Annotated in this window: 16 protein-coding genes and 1 riboswitch; of the genes, 11 read left to right on the forward strand and 5 right to left on the reverse strand. The window is 51.5% G+C overall.

What is annotated here, in order from left to right:
* Positions 1 to 68 precede the first annotated feature (68 nt).
* Genes KG118_RS05055 through KG118_RS05065 form a run of 3 tightly spaced genes read right to left on the reverse strand, consistent with a single transcriptional unit; the run spans position 69 to position 5,021 of the window.
* On the reverse strand, positions 69 to 2,195 hold the full coding sequence (locus KG118_RS05055; RefSeq protein ID WP_117917428.1) for a receptor L domain-containing protein: 2,127 nt from the start codon (positions 2,193 to 2,195) through the stop codon (positions 69 to 71).
* Between the two features lies 1 nt (position 2,196).
* The gene (locus KG118_RS05060) at positions 2,197 to 4,005 is read right to left on the reverse strand and encodes a PKD-like domain-containing protein (protein WP_004293581.1); all 1,809 of its coding nucleotides are present in this window, start codon (positions 4,003 to 4,005) and stop codon (positions 2,197 to 2,199) included.
* A gap of 56 nt (positions 4,006 to 4,061) precedes the next feature.
* Entirely contained in the window at positions 4,062 to 5,021 is a 960-nt protein-coding gene (locus KG118_RS05065) for a DUF4465 domain-containing protein (protein ID WP_004293580.1), read from the reverse strand.
* 157 nt (positions 5,022 to 5,178) lie between these two features.
* Positions 5,179 to 5,366: riboswitch (cobalamin riboswitch) on the reverse strand.
* A 91-nt stretch (positions 5,367 to 5,457) separates the two neighbouring features.
* On the opposite strand from KG118_RS05065, the gene KG118_RS05070 reads away from it, so the two are divergent.
* From KG118_RS05070 to KG118_RS17440, 10 genes are all read left to right on the forward strand, one after another.
* Positions 5,458 to 10,227, forward strand: a complete 4,770-nt coding sequence (locus KG118_RS05070; protein ID WP_004293579.1) for a hypothetical protein — start codon at positions 5,458 to 5,460, stop codon at positions 10,225 to 10,227.
* Positions 10,228 to 10,278: 51 nt separating this feature from the next.
* Positions 10,279 to 10,566: a hypothetical protein gene (locus KG118_RS05075; RefSeq protein ID WP_004293578.1), complete on the forward strand. Its 288-nt coding sequence runs from the start codon at positions 10,279 to 10,281 to the stop codon at positions 10,564 to 10,566.
* Positions 10,567 to 10,571: 5 nt separating this feature from the next.
* Entirely contained in the window at positions 10,572 to 10,895 is a 324-nt protein-coding gene (locus KG118_RS05080) for a hypothetical protein (RefSeq protein ID WP_004293577.1), read from the forward strand.
* Positions 10,896 to 11,005: 110 nt separating this feature from the next.
* The gene (locus KG118_RS05085) at positions 11,006 to 11,683 is read left to right on the forward strand and encodes a hypothetical protein (protein ID WP_004293576.1); all 678 of its coding nucleotides are present in this window, start codon (positions 11,006 to 11,008) and stop codon (positions 11,681 to 11,683) included.
* Positions 11,676 to 12,608 carry a hypothetical protein gene (locus KG118_RS05090; RefSeq protein WP_004293575.1) on the forward strand — a complete coding sequence of 311 codons (933 nt, stop codon included), beginning with the start codon at positions 11,676 to 11,678 and terminating at the stop codon, positions 12,606 to 12,608. Before KG118_RS05085 ends, KG118_RS05090 begins: the two co-directional genes overlap by 8 nt.
* Positions 12,605 to 13,498, forward strand: coding sequence for a hypothetical protein (locus KG118_RS05095; protein WP_004293574.1), 894 nt, complete (start codon positions 12,605 to 12,607; stop codon positions 13,496 to 13,498). The genes KG118_RS05090 and KG118_RS05095 overlap by 4 nt, the downstream gene beginning before the upstream one ends.
* Positions 13,488 to 14,054 (forward strand): hypothetical protein, encoded by a 567-nt coding sequence (locus KG118_RS05100; RefSeq protein WP_004293571.1) that lies wholly within the window; start codon positions 13,488 to 13,490, stop codon positions 14,052 to 14,054. Before KG118_RS05095 ends, KG118_RS05100 begins: the two co-directional genes overlap by 11 nt.
* A complete protein-coding gene (locus KG118_RS05105) occupies positions 14,051 to 16,633 on the forward strand; it encodes a hypothetical protein (RefSeq protein ID WP_004293569.1) in 2,583 nt (860 codons plus the stop codon). Before KG118_RS05100 ends, KG118_RS05105 begins: the two co-directional genes overlap by 4 nt.
* Positions 16,634 to 16,635: 2 nt before the next feature.
* Positions 16,636 to 16,848, forward strand: a complete 213-nt coding sequence (locus KG118_RS17435; protein ID WP_191835317.1) for a hypothetical protein — start codon at positions 16,636 to 16,638, stop codon at positions 16,846 to 16,848.
* A 34-nt stretch (positions 16,849 to 16,882) separates the two neighbouring features.
* Entirely contained in the window at positions 16,883 to 17,242 is a 360-nt protein-coding gene (locus tag KG118_RS17440; protein ID WP_224241394.1) for a hypothetical protein, read from the forward strand.
* Positions 17,243 to 17,350: 108 nt separating this feature from the next.
* Here KG118_RS17440 and KG118_RS05115 read toward each other — a convergent pair whose 3' ends face one another.
* A complete protein-coding gene (locus KG118_RS05115; RefSeq protein ID WP_008672739.1) occupies positions 17,351 to 17,509 on the reverse strand; it encodes a hypothetical protein in 159 nt (52 codons plus the stop codon).
* Between the two features lie 14 nt (positions 17,510 to 17,523).
* On the opposite strand from KG118_RS05115, the gene KG118_RS05120 reads away from it, so the two are divergent.
* Positions 17,524 to 18,783, forward strand: coding sequence for a hypothetical protein (locus KG118_RS05120; RefSeq protein WP_004293566.1), 1,260 nt, complete (start codon positions 17,524 to 17,526; stop codon positions 18,781 to 18,783).
* A 101-nt stretch (positions 18,784 to 18,884) separates the two neighbouring features.
* Here KG118_RS05120 and KG118_RS17445 read toward each other — a convergent pair whose 3' ends face one another.
* Entirely contained in the window at positions 18,885 to 19,088 is a 204-nt protein-coding gene (locus tag KG118_RS17445; protein ID WP_249671451.1) for a hypothetical protein, read from the reverse strand.
* Positions 19,089 to 19,092 lie beyond the last annotated feature (4 nt).

The following is a 19,092-nucleotide window of genomic DNA, read 5'->3' on the forward strand; positions in this document are numbered from 1 at the left end:
CTTGTTATAAACGGGAAAGAGTACCGGTCTTTTGGCCAGTACCCTGTTCCCTTGTAAAATAATGGGTGTTACTGCTGGGTATAGCGACCGGCTTGCATATCCTCGTAGGTGGGGTTATAACCGCAATTGGTTACAAGCCAGTCTTCTTTCTTGATTTGCTCTTCTTCTACAAAAGATTTGAAGAACGTATAATCAACAAACCGTGTCAACCGGATAAATCGAACTCCTGAGAGTTTTGTTAAAGTTGGCATATTGAAAGTCGTAAGCGATGCTGCATTTGCAGCACAAAGTGTTCCATCAATGACCTGCAATTTGGGGCATGAAATAGTTTTTACGGCACGAACAGTCATACCAACACCCCCGACATGTTCCAATGACGGAAATGTAAAATCTTTATTTGATGCCATAAAATCTAAAGAACCATATAAAATATTATTAATCACCCCTTCTTTGATATATTGAGGATTGCTTGAACAACCGACTGACTTTAAATTCGTAAAATCATAATCATAGTTAGAAACAGCGTTCAGATTACCGATAATACATAACTGACCTCCGACAATTTCCAATTTCGGGAACGAGATATTGTTTGCCATTGTAGTTTCGATGCTTAAATATCCATCTACACTTACCAAGTTAGGGGCTGAAACGCCTTTTTTTGAACCTCTTATAATTTCCATATTCCCGTAAACTCGTTCAAATTGGAATACAGGATCTGTTGTCATATTGCTAGAATACTTAAAATTCTTAATACTCTTAAAATTCAATTCTGGATCTATTCCAACACTTGAACCGGTAATACCGCTCGGAGCTAGAAACATGCTAACTTGCGACATATCCTCTTTTGTGATAATTTTTGAGAATATAGTCCCGTCTGTAATAGAAATTAAAGGTTCGTTATCCTCAAAAGGTACAAAATTTACTTTGCTCAAATCTAAAATTCGATCAGAACACTCCAATAAACGCAGCAAGGTCAGTCCTCCGAGTTGTTCTAATTTACTCCAATCCGGCAATTTTTTCAAGACTTGGAATTTAGATATTGTCAATGTGCCTTTAACAATCGACAAGTTAGACAGTCCATCTATTTCTTGTAATTTATTATTTCCCGTAGATGTAAAAGCATCGGACGCAATATAACTGGAAACGAGATTAAGGTCGCCGTTTACTACCGATAATTCCGGCAATGAAAGGGTCTCCAACGGAATCGGTATAGAAGCAAAATCCACACTTCCAACTTCTTGTAATTTCGGAAATTCCAAAGAAATCATTTTGCCTAAATTATTAACCCCTAAGCGACCGTTTACTTTTGTCAATTCAGGAATTCTCAAAGATGTGATTTCTCCTCCTGGTTCTCCGTCACTTGTCAGACACTGGAGATCAAAATCCTTTACGACAGTGGTTAATTTAGGGAATTCAAAACTTTGTAGAGATGAAGTCCTGAATATTATATTTCCATCAATCGTTTCAAGGTTGTCGAATTGCACATATGCTACTTGATTGTTGCAGACAACGATGTCGCCAGTAATATGCTGCAAAGATCTCATACTGACCATCTGCAATTTACTGTTGGTCGCAAAGGCAGTTTCAGTTCCTATTTGCAAACCTCCAATTGAAGTGATATTATCAAGTCCCGTAAGATCTTGTCCAACATAACTTTTCCGAATGATGATGTTTCCTTCGACTTCCTTCAATATTTTTAATGCGGCGATATCCGACAATTCTTCTGCATCCTCAGCATCCGACCCGATAATCAAATCACCTTTGATAACCGTTACGTCCGTATCAATGAAAGCCGTAACATCCGCTGTTGTCTTCAATTCCACATCCCCTTCATAGCGAATCTCGTCTTTAATGACTTTATATGTATAATCATTCGCTTCTCCATTGTAAGAGGTTACACGAAACGTTCGTTCCGTATCCCAGTCAGTAATGCTTGCCGGATCGGGAATAATTGTTGCCGAGGATGTGTATTTGAATTCGACTTGAGCATTATTTAACGAAACAGTATATGGAACTGTTATGGTAATTATATTGTCAATTATTTCCGCTGTATAGGATTGACTTGCCACAGTCATCACGACTGATGTGATAAAATTGTCATCGGCATCAGCAGGACTTTCTGGAGTCTGATTATCTTCTGAACATGATAAAAAAAGAAATGGGGCAATGAATAGTAAAAGCCAAAACTGTCTCATATTATTGATTATTAGTTATTGATAAGTCTTCAAATGAAAATACTTCTGTGGATATCTCTCCAAGCCAACCACTTTTCGATAATACTCCACACTGAACTTTGATAAAGTCTATATATTGCAATTTTACTGGAGTCCCGTCATGATATATTGCATTGGCTATTTTGAATCCGTTGCGCTGACCGCTACCATCAATGACATTTCCTCCTACCAGATTATCTGAACCCATATTATCCACATACCCCCACTCATAAGCGTTATTCGCCCAATATCCTGTAACGGGATCTTGATTGTTGCGAGGAGTCAGACGCGTCCCATATAATGTATAGCTATCTTCTTTAATCCAATTGGGATAATAATATTCTTGGCCATGGTATGCATTCATATCGACAGAACCTGAATTACCTTCACTATCTACCCACGGAGTATGTGCTCTGGGTGCAGGTCTATAGTAAGTTACTTCGTAGTCTTGTATTGTACCATCGATGCCGGTTTCAGATCCTTTTAATTCATACCATTCATCGTCTGGCTGGCCATTGCCATTTATATCTTGCATTACCCAAACAATGCCCGGCTCATTTGAGCCACCGCTCGAACTGTTAAAAGCATTTCCTTGTATTGCAAAATCGTATTCTCGGCCACTCGGAGCAATACTATGGTCAAAACCGATGATGATATAACCACCGAAAGATCCCAGTGAAACATGCGCTTTTTTGTTCAATCGTTTCGTTGCATACTCTATGGCTTGTTGGGGCGTCGTTTCATTTCCTATAAATCCGGTATTTTGGGATAACTCATTAATAAACTGTCCGGGAGCAGGAATGAATTCATAAACCTTATCCCAAATACCTGAACTTGTCGCTGTCGCTTGCCGATAGCGTTCTTGTTCCGTTTTTTCTTCACAAATAACCTTAACTGTCGTTGTAATTGAAGTATTACTACGTGTTATGTTACGTGAAAGTGGCTGTGTGTTGGGCATTTTTTCTGTAACAGTAACAGCAACGAAATATTCTCCAGGAGTCGTCGGCGTGAATTTAAAAACCCTGTCGGTAGCGGCTTCCATAATTTTTCCATTGACCTGCCATTGATACTGTGGATAATCGAAATATTCCAGCAAAGGCCGCAAATATACAGGACGCCCTGCAAAAGTATAACGATCCGTAGAAGTTTGTGTATAGGATGGTGTCGGAAACCGTACGGAATAAGGCATTGTTTCCACAACTTCTACGTCGAAATCACGGATTGTTTCTCCGTCTATATTGGATGCCCGGATTGTTATCGAATATGTACCGAGTTCTTTTTCGTGAAACGTATATGCTTTTTCTGTTCCGACGATTTCTCCATCGCGTACCCATTCAATTCTAAAATTTTCAAGATCGTCATGTTGAATATCTGGAGATAAAATATAATCCGTGTTTTGAGGCACTTTTAATCCTTTAGAGGGGATTATGATTGAAATTGTAGGTGGAGTTAACTCCAATACTTCTACTTTTAACTCTTCTTCCGCATAACCCTCTGGTGTATCAACTCGCAATTTGATATATAGATGTTGTTCCTGATTCCATGTATACTTCAATATTGATTCAGATGAAAGAAGTTTTCCATCTACTGTCCATGCATAAAGTGCATTATTCGCATATTTATATGTCGGGGCAATTGTCAGTTCACGCCCAACTTTGATAGTGTAAATGCCAGTCTCACTATCGAGTTCAATTATAGGAGCTTGTTTTATTTCTTCAGTAATTACATCGTTCTTATTACAGCTTGTAATAAAAAACAAAAGTACAAGAATACTAAATATGAAAGCCTTCATAATAAGAAAAAAGGCATAGAACTGAAATCAGTTCTATGCCAAACTATATTAAATTGTTATTCTATTGTAACGTCGTCTATACAAAGATACGCCGGAGTATTGAGTCCATATATAGGATCGACATCAGATCCTTCAAAATTGAATTTTACACTTTGCACATCCGCTACATTAATATCCCAATATGTCCATGTAGTTACGGGGGACACTGTTGGTTTATCATATCGGTAGTCGGCCAACAATTTCGATACAGTGGTGATCAAATTTCCATCTACGTCATAACATTCGATGTTGACTTGGAAATATCCTATATTGTTGCCGTCAGAATCTTTCAGATTACTCAACGGTGTTGCAACACCCGATGTTCCGAACTGATTACCATTTATAATCACACCATAGGTATATGCTGTGTTACAATACCATAAACCCTTGAATTTGCGAGGGGAGTCAAAATAGAATTCAGGTTTGGCCATCCACTCCGTATTTCCGAAATCAGAGTAGCCGTATACAACAGCAAAATTGGAACCGCTGTGACCTGCCCCTGTATTGGCCCCATCTGTGGATGCTGTATTATAGACACTACATTGATTCTCCCAAGTATACCACCAATTAGTTCCAGAAGTCTTGCCGGCAGCAGAATCAGAACGATAATTGTATTTCGACAACGCAATGGCACCACTGGAAAATTCAGTATACGCTCCATAAGAATTGGTTACAGTATTCATGTCGGAGACAAACACAAAATCGGGATCGTATATTTCCCTGATTTGGTTCTCTGCAGTATATCCATAAAGCGTGTAGTAGTTCTCTGCTTTAGGCGAAACCGCCATGAATGTTTCATCGAAGTCATCGAATGTAATGGTTGTAGTGCCATCATCATTAAAGTTGGCTCGGGTTTCGGGAGTTACTGAATCAGTTTGAGGATTCATCAAAAAGTCATCGTCTGAATTACAGCCGGTGAACAGGGCGGTTGCCGTCAACAGGAAAGCTCCCGCCAGAAAGCGTAAATTTCTTTTCATAGCTTACTTGTTTTTTAATAAAACATATTTTTAACAAACACAAAAAATCCCGTTCGCGCAGGTTTACACGAACGGGATTATGTTTGTCTTCAAATATGAGAATGACTCCTACGGCATTCCGTATCTGATCGCAACCCGATTTTCTCCCGCGGGTGTAAATCCTTTTCCGGTCATGGCAGGTCTTCTGACTCGTCCCAGTCGTCGCGCCTTCCCAGCATTACACCAGTGGCAGGTTGCGGCAACCTTGAGGGGACTTACAGCAGCGGGTACTGTCCCGGATTCTCACCGGATTCCCTTTTCATCCGTGGCGGCGAACCGCCCGGAACCATTTCCAATTACAAAAATACAAATATTTTTTATAATAATATCATTTACACGAAAAAAAATCCGCAACCTGCCGGAATCATTCCGCACTATACTTTCAGAAAAAGGTTTCATGGCAAAGATTCTCATCGCCCGGGGACAGGCGACCATCTATGTCCAGAAGGACGGGTATACCATAACCCAGTCTTTGGGTGAATACGTGTTCCCCGCGGATGACACGGGGAAGATTCTCTCGTCCGTCACTCTCACCTCGACCGTACGGGTGATGTGCGGGGACGAGGAACTCACGGCCTTTACCATCGGTGCGGTGGGTAAGCCGGCGGGATTCTCATCCGTTACCGTCAATAACGGCACGAAGACCTTAACCTACGTTATCACCGCCGGTACGACGACCCTCGCCGACCACGGAACAATAGATATTCCCGTGACAATTTCCGGTATTGTCTATCATCTGTCGTTCGTCTGGTCGAAAGCCAAGGCGGGTATCCCGGGCAAGGACGGGGTCGATGCCGACATGCTCGACTGGGTCAAGGAGTGGAATACGGGTAAGACGCTCATCAACGGCAACACGGTCATCACCCCCAAACTCTTTGCGGGCACAAAAAACAGCGACGGCACCGTCTCCGGGATAGCCATAGGCTCGTTTACACTCAATACGAAGACCTCCTCGGGAACGATCGCCGCAGAGGCGGTAAACGGCATCTATGGATTTAGGGATGGCTACAAAACCTTCTATGTAGATAACGGCGGTAACGCCCAGTTGGGTTATGGCGACCAGTATGTCAGGTATAACGCCACGACAGGCAAGGTCGAGTTCGGCAGCGGAGTGAGTCTGAACTGGGTCGGTGCGACCTACATCGACAAGGACGGCGTCTTTACCGGAACACTCTCGGCCGATACGATTAAGACGATTTCCATCAGTGCTTCCCAGATCACATCGGGGATTATCGCTGCGGCACGCATCGACACGGCGGCGTTGAAAGCCTCCTTGATTACCGCCGGAAACATCGAAGCTCTGACCTTGAACGTTACAAAAGGGAAAATCGGCGGCTGGACGGTGGATGCCGACTCCCTTTACCGGGGTACGAAGAACAACACTGTGGGGAGCTGCACCTCTGCCGCAGGTAGCATTACGCTCGGCTCGAACGGTATCCGGGGCTATAAATGGCGGCTGGATGCCTCGGGAGCCGGAGCGGTCGCGGGCGGCAACATCGCGTGGGACGCTTCGGGCAACGTCACGTTCGCCTCGACGGTCAGTGCCTTGTGGACGGCACCTATCGGCTCCCTCACCACGGCTTTGGGCGGCAGCGGCTATCCCAAGCTGACGAAGATCACGGCCGACGGAATCTATACCGGCAGTATCACCGCCTCGCAGATTACCGCAGGAACCATCTCCGCCGACCGCATAGCGGCAGGCAGTATAGCGGCCTCGAAGCTCGATGCCGCCAGCATCAGGTCCTCCATCATCAACACGGACTATATCAACGGCCTGAGCTGTACCTTCACCAAAGGAAAAATCGGCGGCTGGATGATCGGGGCTTCGGCCCTCACTGCCACGCATATCTCGATAGACAGCGGCAACAGACGCATCGCGGTGTACGGGGCCAATTCGGGTGTCGCTAGCGGGCAGCGGGTGCAGCTCTACTACAACAGCGACACGGACTTCGGGCTCTATACCACGGACAGTGCAGGGTACTGCGTGGCACAGCTGGGTTCGAGCAACAGCATAGCCGGCTGGACGATCGACACGACTTCCATTCGCAAGGGCAACGTGTCGCTGGGCAGCGACGGCTCGATCATCAACTCCACGAAATGGAAACTGAACAACGACGGTTCGGGGCAGATCGCCTCGGGCAACATTGCATGGGACACTGCCGGGAACGTTACGTTCGGGGCTTCCGTATCGCTGCAATGGAAGAACGACATCGAAGCGGCCAAGGTTACGAACTTCGGCTATCGATATTACAAGAAACTCATCATCAACGGCGACGAAGCGACCTATTATCCAGTCGTTTTCAAAGGTGGCGACCAGAACATCAAACGTACCATTCTCGTCCGTCGGGGATATGCCGAGCAGGCTCCGGTCTCGTGGAACACATCCACGCACAAAGGAGGTCTGATCGTACTTATCAAAACCAACTTCGGCGGTTGGGGTGGCATTGCCTATTCATGGGATATCTATGACCTTTCCGAGACCTACTGCCGGATGTTCGCCGGGGCGCAGCTGTGCGGCAACTACTGCATGTTCGCCGTCTTCCTGCGTGGCGGCGGCGATACGGGTGCCGTGTACCACCTCTACTCCGACCAGCCGATAGAGAGCAGCAGTTATAGTCCTTCGCCGATTCCGGCAGCTCCGCAAATCGCTTACGGCAACGACCTTATCTTCCAGAGCGGTTCCACACAAGCCTATGCCCCCGCGCCGCGCACCCTCACGGCTGCCGTCGAGGAGGAGATCCGCCGCCATCGGTTCATTGCTCTGGCGCAAAGCACGGACAGCACGCTTGCGGCGCACCCGCTGACCTATATCGGCTCGACAGGGATTTACACGGGCACCCTTACCGCGGCGCAGGTCAACGCCGTGGCGATCGATGCCGGCAGTATCAAGACGGGAACACTTTCGGCAGACCGTATCGCCGCGGGCAGCATCAGCGCCTCGAAACTCGATGCCGTGGGTATCAAGTCGTCCATTATCAATACCGATTACATCAACGGTCTCAGCTGCACGTTCACGAAGGGCAAGATCGGCGGTTTCTCCATCGGCAGTGACAACATGACCATAGGGAACGTCGGAGCTGTGGGTGCCATCCCGTTGCAAATCCGTTCCGCCTCCACGGGCAGCGGTTACTGGTACACGGGAGCCTACAAGCCGCTGGGTATATGCCTTACGTGGTATCAGAGCAGCAATGCAGGGCATATCGTCCTCGGGCAGGTGGCGGCATCCGGCAACAGTGTCAAGACCGGATTCATAGGTCTTCAGATGATGTCATGGGACAATCTGGAATACTTCTGCCTCTCGGTGAACTATACCAAAAGCGGCAGCAAGGAGGTATACAACCGTATCGCGGGGTGGGCCTTCGACCACAACCATATCTGGAAAAACAACATCTCGCTGGGCAGCGACGGATCTATCGCCAACTCCACGAAATGGAGTCTGAACAACGACGGGTCTGGGCACATAGCCTCGGGTAATATCTCATGGAATGCCGCCGGCACGGTTACCTTTGCCGCATCCGTATCCGCCCAGTGGACTACGGGCATCACGACGGCGCAGGAACTCGCTTCGGCCATGGCGTTCGGGAAGATGCTCTACCGCGACCCGACTTTCTGGAACGGAAACAACGGTGTCGTGGTTTACAACAACTCCCAGAACGGTATGGTGACCGTTACCCGGCAGCAGGATGCCACGGCACCCAATGACAGCAAGTATGTCCTGAAAATCCAGACCAGCGGCAGTGCCAGCCCTCGCAACGGAGGCTTCTATTTCGGGGCGAAATGCGGTTACCGCAAGGTGCTCGTCGCCCGCATTATCGCCAAGATCCCCGCCGGCAGAAATCTCTGTTGGGCGACGAACAGCGTCGGCACGGGAGGTTCGCACCGGTGGCTTACGTCGAACGCCGGCACGGGCGACTGGAAAGAATACGTCTACAAGGTCGTGTGCGGCACCGCCGATTTTTCCAGCACCCATTTCTTCTACGTGGACGGCACGCAGGGGACTTCCGATACGCCTGTCATCTGGTATGTGGCCTATGCCACGGTCTTCGACCTTACCTCCACGGAGAAATACACGACCACCATCGATGCCAACGGCATTTACACGGGAACCGTACGCGCCAACCAGATTATCGTGGATTCCGCCCTGACTGTCGGAGGGAGCAGCTATAACGGCAGCATCTCCGTCAAGGATGCGAACAATAGCGTAAAGGTCACGCTGGACAGGAACGGTATCACGGCCGTGAGCGGCAAGATCGGCGGCTGGATTCTCGGAACAAGCGCCCTGACCGCTTCGGCTCCGGCCTCGGGGCACCGCATCGTTATGGGGGCTTCAGGATATATTTACCACGACAACCCTTCCACCGGAGTAAACTATTGGGCGCTGAACACGGACGGTTCCGCCACGTTCGGGTGCGGGAAAATCTCCTTTGCCAATGACGGATCGGGTTATCTGGCCAACCAGAATATCAAATGGGACGCCTCGGGAAATGTCACGATGACGGGCACCATCAACGCCAATGCCGGCACCATCGGGGGATTCGTCATCGGTCAGGGGCGCATCGGCTCGACGGCGACAGGAACCGGCTCAGGCGGCGGCCTTGCCATCTACGACGACCTGTTCCGCGTGGGGGACACCATTTCGTATGTCCTGTTCGGCAGCAACACCATACCGGCATCCGCCGGCGGATCATGTGCCACCGGACGTATTGTGAACAACAAGGTGAACAGCATCTTTAATAACAACTACGGGCTTTATATCGATGTCAAAAACGGTAACCGTAACTACGGAATATGGTCCAATGCCTCTGTTATAGCCCCTGCCTGCATCGGCAACAAGATCAAGAATGTCTATTTCACAGGCAGCGGTTACACGATCGATTTCTCGCAGTTCAACATCTTTTTCGTTTATGCCAACCAGAAGTACAGCGTGACCCTGCCGTCGGCATCGTCCGTGGCCACCATGTTCGGTTACTCGACTCTGCCGTCGGACTTCGCCTGCATATTTACCCTAATTTACAACTACAACTGGGGGAATAGCCTTGTATTCACCAATATCCGTAACCACAACGGGGATCTTGCCAGTTACACGTTAGCCAAGGGAGACTCCATTACGGTATTGTGCGCCAATTACCCCTCGTTCCATTACCAGATATTAAATCACTCTTATTAAAAACTTTTCTGCTGGGAATATCCCTACACTTAATAAAAACAGAAGCGAATTATGAACATCACCAACGTAACGGTAACCAAGGTTGCCGAAGAGAGCACGGAGAATGCCGACTACCAGTTGGAATATTCCATCGTCAATGACGCGCTGACCCGCGTCCACGCCTCCATCCGCAAGAAGGATACGGATGGCTCGGGGAACGCTCCGCAGATAGGTATCATCTACATGGAACAAGGCGTTATTTCATGCAACATTCCTATGGGAGAGCCGCTTGCACCCCTGTTTCATGATTTCGATACCATGATCGACGAAATAAAAAAGAGTAACGTACAAAATGCATAAATAATATGGAACTGTCAGTCAAAGACCGCCTTTACCTGCCGTCCTTTTTGCCGGCACGGGGCAACTTCAAGGACTTCAACCTCAAAAAAGAGATTCTGCGCAAGATCGCCATTCCGGACGAGGAGCGCAAAGCCATCGGTCTTCACGAGAATGCCGAGGACAAGCGCATCGAATGGGATGTGGAGAAGGAGAAACCGCTTGCCGTGGAGTTCTCGGGGGACGAGATGGAGTATCTCCGGAAAGCCTGCGAACGCATCTCGGACGAGGAGCTTCCGGACGATATGTGGGCTACCGTGTCGCGCATCTACGATTTCATTCAGGAGAAGTAAACCATCCTTTCTTTCTGCCGCTACTCTTTTGAAAAGAGTGCCCGGTCGTACTCTGATGTATGGTCGGGCTTTTTGTTGAAGTATCGTTCATGGCAAGACAGGACATAACAATGGACGCCGAATACGGTGAGGTGGAGACTTCCGGCAATATCGCCGGCAAGAGTTTCTACGACTTCCGCCTGCTCGATGCCGTCGCGGGTGCGGACAACGACACCTTCCGCTACGGAGAGATTACCGTCCCCGTCGGCTTCGTGTACACGTATAACGACGGCAAAGGGTTCCATGTCAGGATTCCCTATACGCCCGACATGCGCCGCCTGACGGTCCGTCTGGTTATGGAAAGCGGTTCGGGCGGCACGGAGTACCTGAGAAATCCTGCGACGGGCAAACATTGGTTTCCCGTCGTGGCGGAGACGGAAGCCGGCACGGCCGATATCGCCCTGGCCGCATTTTTCTCCCTCAATGAGAAGGGAGTCTACAACCTGCTGTCACGGGACGGTTACCTTGCCGTGTACAGCGGCTCAGAGACCGACTTCGAAATAGGAGCCGCCAAAGCCCAGAACGAGACGTTTCTGCTGAAAGCTTCAGCCGGAAATCTCTACCAACATTCTACGACAGGTGTCGGCCTCGTCGACTACCTGCATTCGAGTCTGGAAAACAACGGTCTTGCCGCCAAACTGCAGTCGGAATTCCTGTCGGACAAGGTCGTCATCAAGAATGCCTATATGGATTCTGCCACGGGAGAGCTGCTTTTAGAAACCGAGGAAAAGGAGGAGAACGATGGGTAAGTACAGGGTCGTAGCCGGACAGAATATCTACGATGTGGCCCTGTACCTGTACGGCAGCATCGAGGGAGTCGTGGATTTGCTCATCAACAACCCCGATCTCTCCTTCGCCACGACATTGACTGCCGGCCGGGAACTTGTCTACACGGACGATTTCGTTATCCGCGCCGATGTAGTCGCCTATAACGGGTTGCACGGCATCGTCCCCGCTAACGGTGAACGGCATGTCTATCCCAAAACGTTCACCTTGCCGCTTGCTGTCGTCCTCACGCTCGCTGCCGGGATCATCACCGTGCAGTGTGCCGTTTCCGGTGCGGGACAGCTGGAAATCGACTGGGGCGACAACAGCGACACCGAGACCGTCCTCCTCGCGGACACGCCGCAGCTGCTCACCCATACCTTCGACAACAAAGTCAGGGACAGGCGTCGTATCCGTTGGTTTACCGATGCCTGCTTCCGGAGTATCGACTGGAGCGGGCTCAAACCGCGGTCGTTGGTACTGGTGCAGACACTGCCGGTGGAGGAGCTGACGCTCACGCACGCCACACTCTCCTTGGAGAGCCTGCGGCTGCTTTCCGGAACCTACAGCCTGAACCTGTCGAATTGCGCGTTGGCCGATCTTGCACCGCTTGCCGAATGCCGGGAACTGATGACACTCGACCTCTCCGCCGCCCGACTGAAACCGACAGTCATAGATCATTACCTGACAACCCTTGTGGAACATTACGGCGACCGACGGAATTGCACGGTCATTTTACCTACAGCCCCGACGGGAACCTATCGGGAGCCGGACCGGGATACCGAAACGGGGCGCTACCGTATCGCCTCGGGCATGGAAGCCGTATGGGTCATCCTGCACGAGGAGGCCTGGAATGAGGGTGGCGCGTGGAAATTCATTATCGACGATATAACCTATACAGTGGAATGAGCCGGACGATTAAGGAGATATACAATGAAGCCGTGCAGGAACGCAACCGGCGGCTGGAACTGACGGAGTTCGCCAGCGACTCGAAGCTGTCTGTCATGAACGGTATCCTATGGACCGTAGCCGCTGTCATCTACAGTTTCGAGACGCTGCTTGATGTCTTCGCGGTGGATATCTCGGAAGCCATCAACAACCGGATCAACGGCACGCCGGACTACTACGCCAATGCGCTGCTGCAATACCAGCAGGGCGACGAGCTGACCGTCCGCGAGGACGGACTGGCTTTCGGGTATGCCCAGGTCGATGAGACCAAACGCATCATTACGCAGGTCTCCTATGTGGAGAGCACGGACGACAGCAACCTCGACAGCAAGCTGGTACTGAAAATCGCTACCGGCACGAAAGGACATCTGGAAGCTATTCCCGCCGAGGAGCTGGTGCCCATCAATGCCTATATCGGCAAGCTGAAATTCGCCGGCACACGCATCGAGGTCATCTCGACCAAAGGCGACGTGCTGGTGCCGCGTCTTACGGTCTTCTACGATGGTGCCGTTCCCGAGGCGGAGATGTACGACAGCATCGAGACCCGTATCCGGGACTACATTATGGGCATCGACTTCGACGCTGCGGTCTATGTCTCCCGCCTGACGGATGCCATACGCCGTGCCGAACACGTTACAGACGTCTATATCGACGAGACGGCAATCCCCGAGCAGGGCGTGTTTATTGCTTGCCACGATACGGACGGGCAAATCCAGCCCCTGCAACGTGTCGGCCGCATGACATACACCGCCTCGGGCTACCTGAAAGAGTCCTCGCGCAAGGACGAGGAGTCGGAACTGCCGACCTTCCGGGAAGCCATCACGCTCAAAGTCGAAAACCATGAGATATAAGCTGCCCATAGACCGTTCGGTGAACCGGCTCGTGCCGCACTACCTGTCGGGACGGCGGTTCATCCTCTTCGTGCAGAGCTGCCTCTATCCCTTGCAAAGCCTGAACGAACGGTTCCGTACGTTTGCACGGGAACGGCATATCGAGGCGCGCATGACCTCACAGGTCATCTATTTCGAGTGGTTCCTGAACTACCGGTTCGGTAAATACATCAAGGACGGCAAGGACCGCATCTTCATCAAGGACAGCACGAGTGTCGGTGTGGACCTGTACCACGAAGGGGCGGAATACCAGCGTCCTTTCACCGTATGGTACAACGGGGAACAGGTTACAACGGACAATGAGGCGGAACGCCCCCGTCCGTTCTACCTGCTGGCGGAAGAGAAGCTGATCAACAAGGTCAGCTTCATGGTCTGCGTCCCGCCCGTCACCATACCTCCGCGGGAACTGGTCTATATGCTTTCCTATGTGGTGAACACCTATAAGACAGCAGGCAAGACCTACCTGATCAAGATCGACGAAGACGAATACACCCCCAATAAGAATACAGGACAATGAAAGAATATATTGCGGAAACCGGCGGACGGTATACCTACTCGGACGATATCCTGAACTTGCAGGAACTGGCTCTCAGCATGAGTGCCGTTTTTGACGGCTGCTCGGACTTCATCATCTCCGGATGCGAGATCGAGGGTCCCCGCGTCTCCCCGGGTTATGTCTGGCTCGGCGGAAAGGTACGCCGTTTCGACGGCTGCGCCGATGCTGTCTATCCCTATTATATATACGAAATCAACCGGCATGAATCGGTGGTCTACGCCAATGAGGTCAACAAGCGCGGGCGTACCTGTTATCTCTGTGCCGGAGCCAAGGCTGTCCCGGATACGGTCGATCCGGTTACTGACAAACTGCCGGCGGCCATCGAGGTGACGGAGAGCTATGCACCCCGGTTCATCGACAAGTTCTTCGGCCGCTATGCTGTCCTGCTCGATACACCTTTTGCCCGGCAGACCGTCAAGAAGGATCTGGTGCTGGCCGGAACGTTCACCGGGCAGAAAGAAATCAGCTCCAAGACCGCCGTCTCCGTCAGCGGCGGGAACGGCTACATGCTCAAAGGCATCGTCAAGGCGGACGGCCATGCCGCCATCGGTGCCTACCTGCACGGTCTGCTTGTCAACGAGATTGTCATCCGGACGGACGGCACGTTCAGTTTCATGAAACAAGGCAAGGAACTGGCCAGGGTTACGGAAGACGGCATATCCTGCGGTACTTCGCTGAATGAAAACGCCCGGATCGGGGCTGTCCGCATCAAGGGATACGACATCTATAACACCTCGGATGTGACGGATGAGGGTTGTATCCGTATCAATTACCACGGCACGGAGGGCGGCGGAACAAAATACCGTGACTTTGCCGTGCATGACGGAAAAGCCTGCACCACACCTGTTTTGAAAGTCATCGGGCGTACCGCCACCCTGCAGGTCGGCGGACTGCTCTCCCTGCAAAGCACCGGACGGGGTATCGATATTCAGAATACCGCCTATACGAAAGACAATGCCAGGCTGACAAACCTGATTACCTGGCGCGACAGTGCCGCCGCGCTGCTCGCCACCGTCGGCTTCGACACCGCTGACAGTTTCCGTTTTGCGCTGAGGAACGCTCTGGGCGACATCGTGCTTGCCCCTTTGGGAGCGGTGGATGTGCTCGGTACGCTTAAAATCAACGGAAAATCCGTGTCCGACACCTATGTGACCGTCAGGGCCTTTACGGAGGCGATGGGAAAGAAAGTGGATGTGGTAGAAGGCAAACAGCTCTCTACCGAAGACTTCACGACCGAATACAGGAAGAAACTGGCGGCTATCACTACCGGAGAACTGACGGAGGGCGGCGAAGGTTATGTCACATCGGGAACCGTCGCGGCGGCTTTGAAAATGAAACTCTCCGCCGACGGGAACCTTTCCGATGTCATGGACAAGGCTGCCGCCCGGAAGAATATCGATGTCTATTCCAAAGCGGAAGCCGGGGAGGTATTTCTGGAAATCTCCGAAGGATTGAAGGAGCTGGTGCGCCTGACGGCGGACGAGATCAGCGGGCTGACGGCAGAGGAAGCCGCCGAACTGAAAGCAAAGCGGCAGGCGGCCGTCAGGGATACCCTCGATGCCGAAAAGAAAGGTACCGGGGAGCTGAAACTGGCCAAGACCTCGAACCTGTCCGACCTTCCGGACAAGGGCAAGGCACGCAAGAACCTCGAAGTCTATTCCACGGCCGAGATAGACCGGATGATGGACGGCAAGCTCGGGACTGACTCCGCTTACGAGGGCATTGTCTTCACACCCGAACTCAGGGACAAACTGCTGGAAATCAAGACCGGTTCGTTCGCCTACATAGATGAAGGCGGCATTTCGCACGCGCAGGTCGAGGGATACGTGATGACCTCGCAGGTTGTCAGGGAACTCAAGAAAAAGGCGGAGCGGCTGATGGGCGGCTACAACGCTTCCGAAAAGGATACCATCGCCACCAACCTGAACCTGTATACCAAGGCCGGGGCGGACGCCCGCTTCGCCGCGCTTGAAAACCTGTTCCAGGATTACATCGACTTTTTGACCGGGCAAGGAAAATCCCCCATGGAAGCCCGGCAGCTCCTGCGGAACAAGTTGGACGTGCTGTCCAAAGACGAAATCGTCAAGGACTACCTGCGCAAGGACGGCAAACTTTCCGACCTGTCCTTGCCGACAGCGGAGGCGAAACGGCAGGCCTGCCGCGCTATCGGAGCCGCCTATGCGGAAGAATACCAGCCCCTGCTGGCGGATACGGGATGGATGCACATGGAGAACAGCGGCTCGGGAACAGATACCCAGGGGCTGTTTATCCGCCAGATCGGGAATATCGTGTCCATACAGGGGTATATCAATACCGCACGCAGGGACGGCAGCAACTGGGGCGGCATCGTTGCCGTCATCCCGAACAAGATACAGCCCCCGAGATACAGCGTGCGCTGCAGCGCCGCTGACTGGAACGATGACCACAAGTACAACCGGGGCTCCTCGTTCACCATCTACGGCGGTTCGCGCAGGATACAGCTTTACGAGCGCGGTATGTACAATGTCAATGTAGAACTCAACTTCACCTATTTTGTATAGTCATGAAACATAAACTCAATGTAAACGGCGATATTGAAAGCCGCCGGAGGATTGCGGAGCGCAGGAACGTTCCCGTCCGTGAAACCGTACAGCAAACCATTCAACCGCAACATCATGAAACAGAAGAAAATCAGGCGGCAGCCGCAGAAGAAACCGTCTCCCCGGCAGCAGAAGCCCCGAAAGCGAGAAGACGGAAGACCGCAGGGGACGCTTAAGCGCTTTCCTTTCGACGAGACACGGATAGGCTTCATGCTCCGGTATGAGATGCCGGTAGTCTATCATCTGCTCCGCAGGTTATGCGCCACGCAGCAGCCCTTCGAGCCGGACTGGCAGGTCATACGGTCGGTGGCGGAGGCATCGAAAGACCCTTCCTGCGGCAAGGCGAAGTTCCGCCGCTACCTGGACGAGTACCGCCGGGACGGGGTCTATTGCCGGCGCGGGAAACGGCTCACGCCGGAGCGCAAAGCCTACTATGAAGGCATATGCCGCCGCAAGAGAGAAGAGTATATCCGCCGGAACCGCAGGAGGCTGCTTGCCGAAGCGCGGAACGCGCCGGGCGGCGACAGACTGCTCGGAGAGATTAAAAGCATTCTTAAAATGAAACGGTAATGCGCTGAAGGACAATGCCGGAGAGAAACATTCATGTACATGTATGGCTGTTCCGGGTAATTTGCCTAATTTTGTATTCCACGGTCGCTGCAAGACCTTTCCATATTGTCAAATGAGTATCCTCTTTCGGGATACGGTCAGCGAGACATCCTCTCCCAATTTTATCAGTTGAACGCGGACGGTGCAACCGAACCCGTCCGTCCTGTTACCAGTTTCTTTGCGATGCGGGTATACCGTGTCGCATTCTTCGGGCATTTTTAAATCCATAAAACAAAGCGTTTATGCAAGAAGAAGAAAAGAACAACGGCATGGAAGGCATGTCTGTCGAGGAAATGTTCCTCGGCGTTCAGGAATCTTATCAGGAGGCACAGTTGCGTGCCCAGGAGGAGAACAGGGCGTTCGCCCGTACGGAGTTCTTCCGCATGGACAAGTTCGGGACTTACCGTCTCCGTATCCTGCCCATCGCTCCCAATCCGGACGGCTCGCCGACACGTCCGGGCTATGAGTATCCCGTCCACCAGCTGCTTCTGGAGCTGGAGAAACCCGCTACGGGGAACAAGCCCCAGAAGATGTATGTCACTGTCACCCGCGCTACCGATGCCGGATATAGCGTTGATCCCATCGAGACTTACCGCCGCATGGCCGTCGAAGCCGCAAAAGAGGACGGGGACGACAAACTGGCGGAAAAGATTGCCGGGGGCTCGTTCGGAGGCGGTCTGAAATACAGTTACGGCCACTGTCTCTATGTATTCGACCTGGGTGAACGAGCCAAAGGCGTGCAGATGATGACCCTTTCCCATGCCCAGTTCAAGGATCTGGATGAGAGGAAGTTCAAGCTGTGGAGCAAGAAACTGGCCAAGAATCCGTCTTACCCGTGCCCGATTTCCTCGGTGTATGACGCCTATCCGGTGGAGATTGAAAAGCGCAAGAACGGAGCCAAGACCGAGTATGTCATTTCCATTGACAACGAATCGGAACCGGTACCGTTGACCAAGGAGGAGCTGACCGCCCTGATGGGTGCGCCGCGTATCCCGGAAATCATCTACCGCTACACCCGTTATCATCTGGGAGCCACCGTCGAGTTCCTCAAACAGTGCGACGGTATCTACGGCATGTCGCTCATGGAGACGGATGAAATGAAGACGGTCATCGACACGCTGGACGGTGAACTGCCCAAGGAGGATATATCCGCGTTCTCGTTCGACCGCCGTACGAAAGATAACAGAGAAAACGGGCGTGAAGGCGGAGGCATCTCGCTGGACGACCTTTTCGAACGTTATGACGAGCTTCAGCGGCAGGAACTCGGTGAGAAGACCGAGGAAGGCCAGGAGCTGCGTGCGATGATCCGCGGCTACATCGAGCAGGAAGGGCTCTCCGTGCGTGTCACACGCTCCACGAGCAACCGGGAACTACTCGACCTGATCGAAAGCGAGATGGAGGGTCCGAAGCCCAGTGACGAACCGGAGGATGTCCCCGGGGAGGAAGAAGAGCAGCCGGAGGAAACGGAAGAGCGTGCCGGGCGTCCCCGCCACCGCAGATAAGCCTTTCACAAGTTCTTGAATTCTAATCCGACGGGAGGCATCCGGGCCTCCCGTCCTAATCACAATCACTTAGTATGAAAGAGAACAAACCCTGCCTTTTGTTATTGAATGACATCCACATCTCGAAAGACAACATCCCTGCATTCCAGGCCAACTGGCAGGAGGCCATGGGAATTTGCAGGGAACGGGATATCCGGGAAGTGGTTGTCGGAGGAGACCTGTTCTTTTCCCGTGCCGCCCAGACACTCGATGTCCTGCTGGCCGTCAGGGATATGCTTGTATCCGCCGCGGACCATGACATTCATGTCA

The organism is Bacteroides propionicigenes (genome assembly GCF_018390535.1).
Classification (GTDB): Bacteria; Bacteroidota; Bacteroidia; order Bacteroidales; family Bacteroidaceae; genus Bacteroides; species Bacteroides propionicigenes.

Coding starts and splice junctions, on each gene's coding strand:
- KG118_RS05055 (WP_117917428.1), bottom strand. CDS start 2,195: ATGAGACAGTTTTGGCTTTTACTATTCATTGCCCCATTTCTTTTTTTA.
- KG118_RS05060 (WP_004293581.1), bottom strand. CDS start 4,005: ATGAAGGCTTTCATATTTAGTATTCTTGTACTTTTGTTTTTTATTACA.
- KG118_RS05065 (WP_004293580.1), bottom strand. CDS start 5,021: ATGAAAAGAAATTTACGCTTTCTGGCGGGAGCTTTCCTGTTGACGGCA.
- KG118_RS05070 (WP_004293579.1), top strand. CDS start 5,458: ATGGCAAAGATTCTCATCGCCCGGGGACAGGCGACCATCTATGTCCAG.
- KG118_RS05075 (WP_004293578.1), top strand. CDS start 10,279: ATGAACATCACCAACGTAACGGTAACCAAGGTTGCCGAAGAGAGCACG.
- KG118_RS05080 (WP_004293577.1), top strand. CDS start 10,572: ATGGAACTGTCAGTCAAAGACCGCCTTTACCTGCCGTCCTTTTTGCCG.
- KG118_RS05085 (WP_004293576.1), top strand. CDS start 11,006: ATGGACGCCGAATACGGTGAGGTGGAGACTTCCGGCAATATCGCCGGC.
- KG118_RS05090 (WP_004293575.1), top strand. CDS start 11,676: ATGGGTAAGTACAGGGTCGTAGCCGGACAGAATATCTACGATGTGGCC.
- KG118_RS05095 (WP_004293574.1), top strand. CDS start 12,605: ATGAGCCGGACGATTAAGGAGATATACAATGAAGCCGTGCAGGAACGC.
- KG118_RS05100 (WP_004293571.1), top strand. CDS start 13,488: ATGAGATATAAGCTGCCCATAGACCGTTCGGTGAACCGGCTCGTGCCG.
- KG118_RS05105 (WP_004293569.1), top strand. CDS start 14,051: ATGAAAGAATATATTGCGGAAACCGGCGGACGGTATACCTACTCGGAC.
- KG118_RS17435 (WP_191835317.1), top strand. CDS start 16,636: ATGAAACATAAACTCAATGTAAACGGCGATATTGAAAGCCGCCGGAGG.
- KG118_RS17440 (WP_224241394.1), top strand. CDS start 16,883: ATGCTCCGGTATGAGATGCCGGTAGTCTATCATCTGCTCCGCAGGTTA.
- KG118_RS05115 (WP_008672739.1), bottom strand. CDS start 17,509: ATGGATTTAAAAATGCCCGAAGAATGCGACACGGTATACCCGCATCGC.
- KG118_RS05120 (WP_004293566.1), top strand. CDS start 17,524: ATGCAAGAAGAAGAAAAGAACAACGGCATGGAAGGCATGTCTGTCGAG.
- KG118_RS17445 (WP_249671451.1), bottom strand. CDS start 19,088: ATGAATGTCATGGTCCGCGGCGGATACAAGCATATCCCTGACGGCCAG.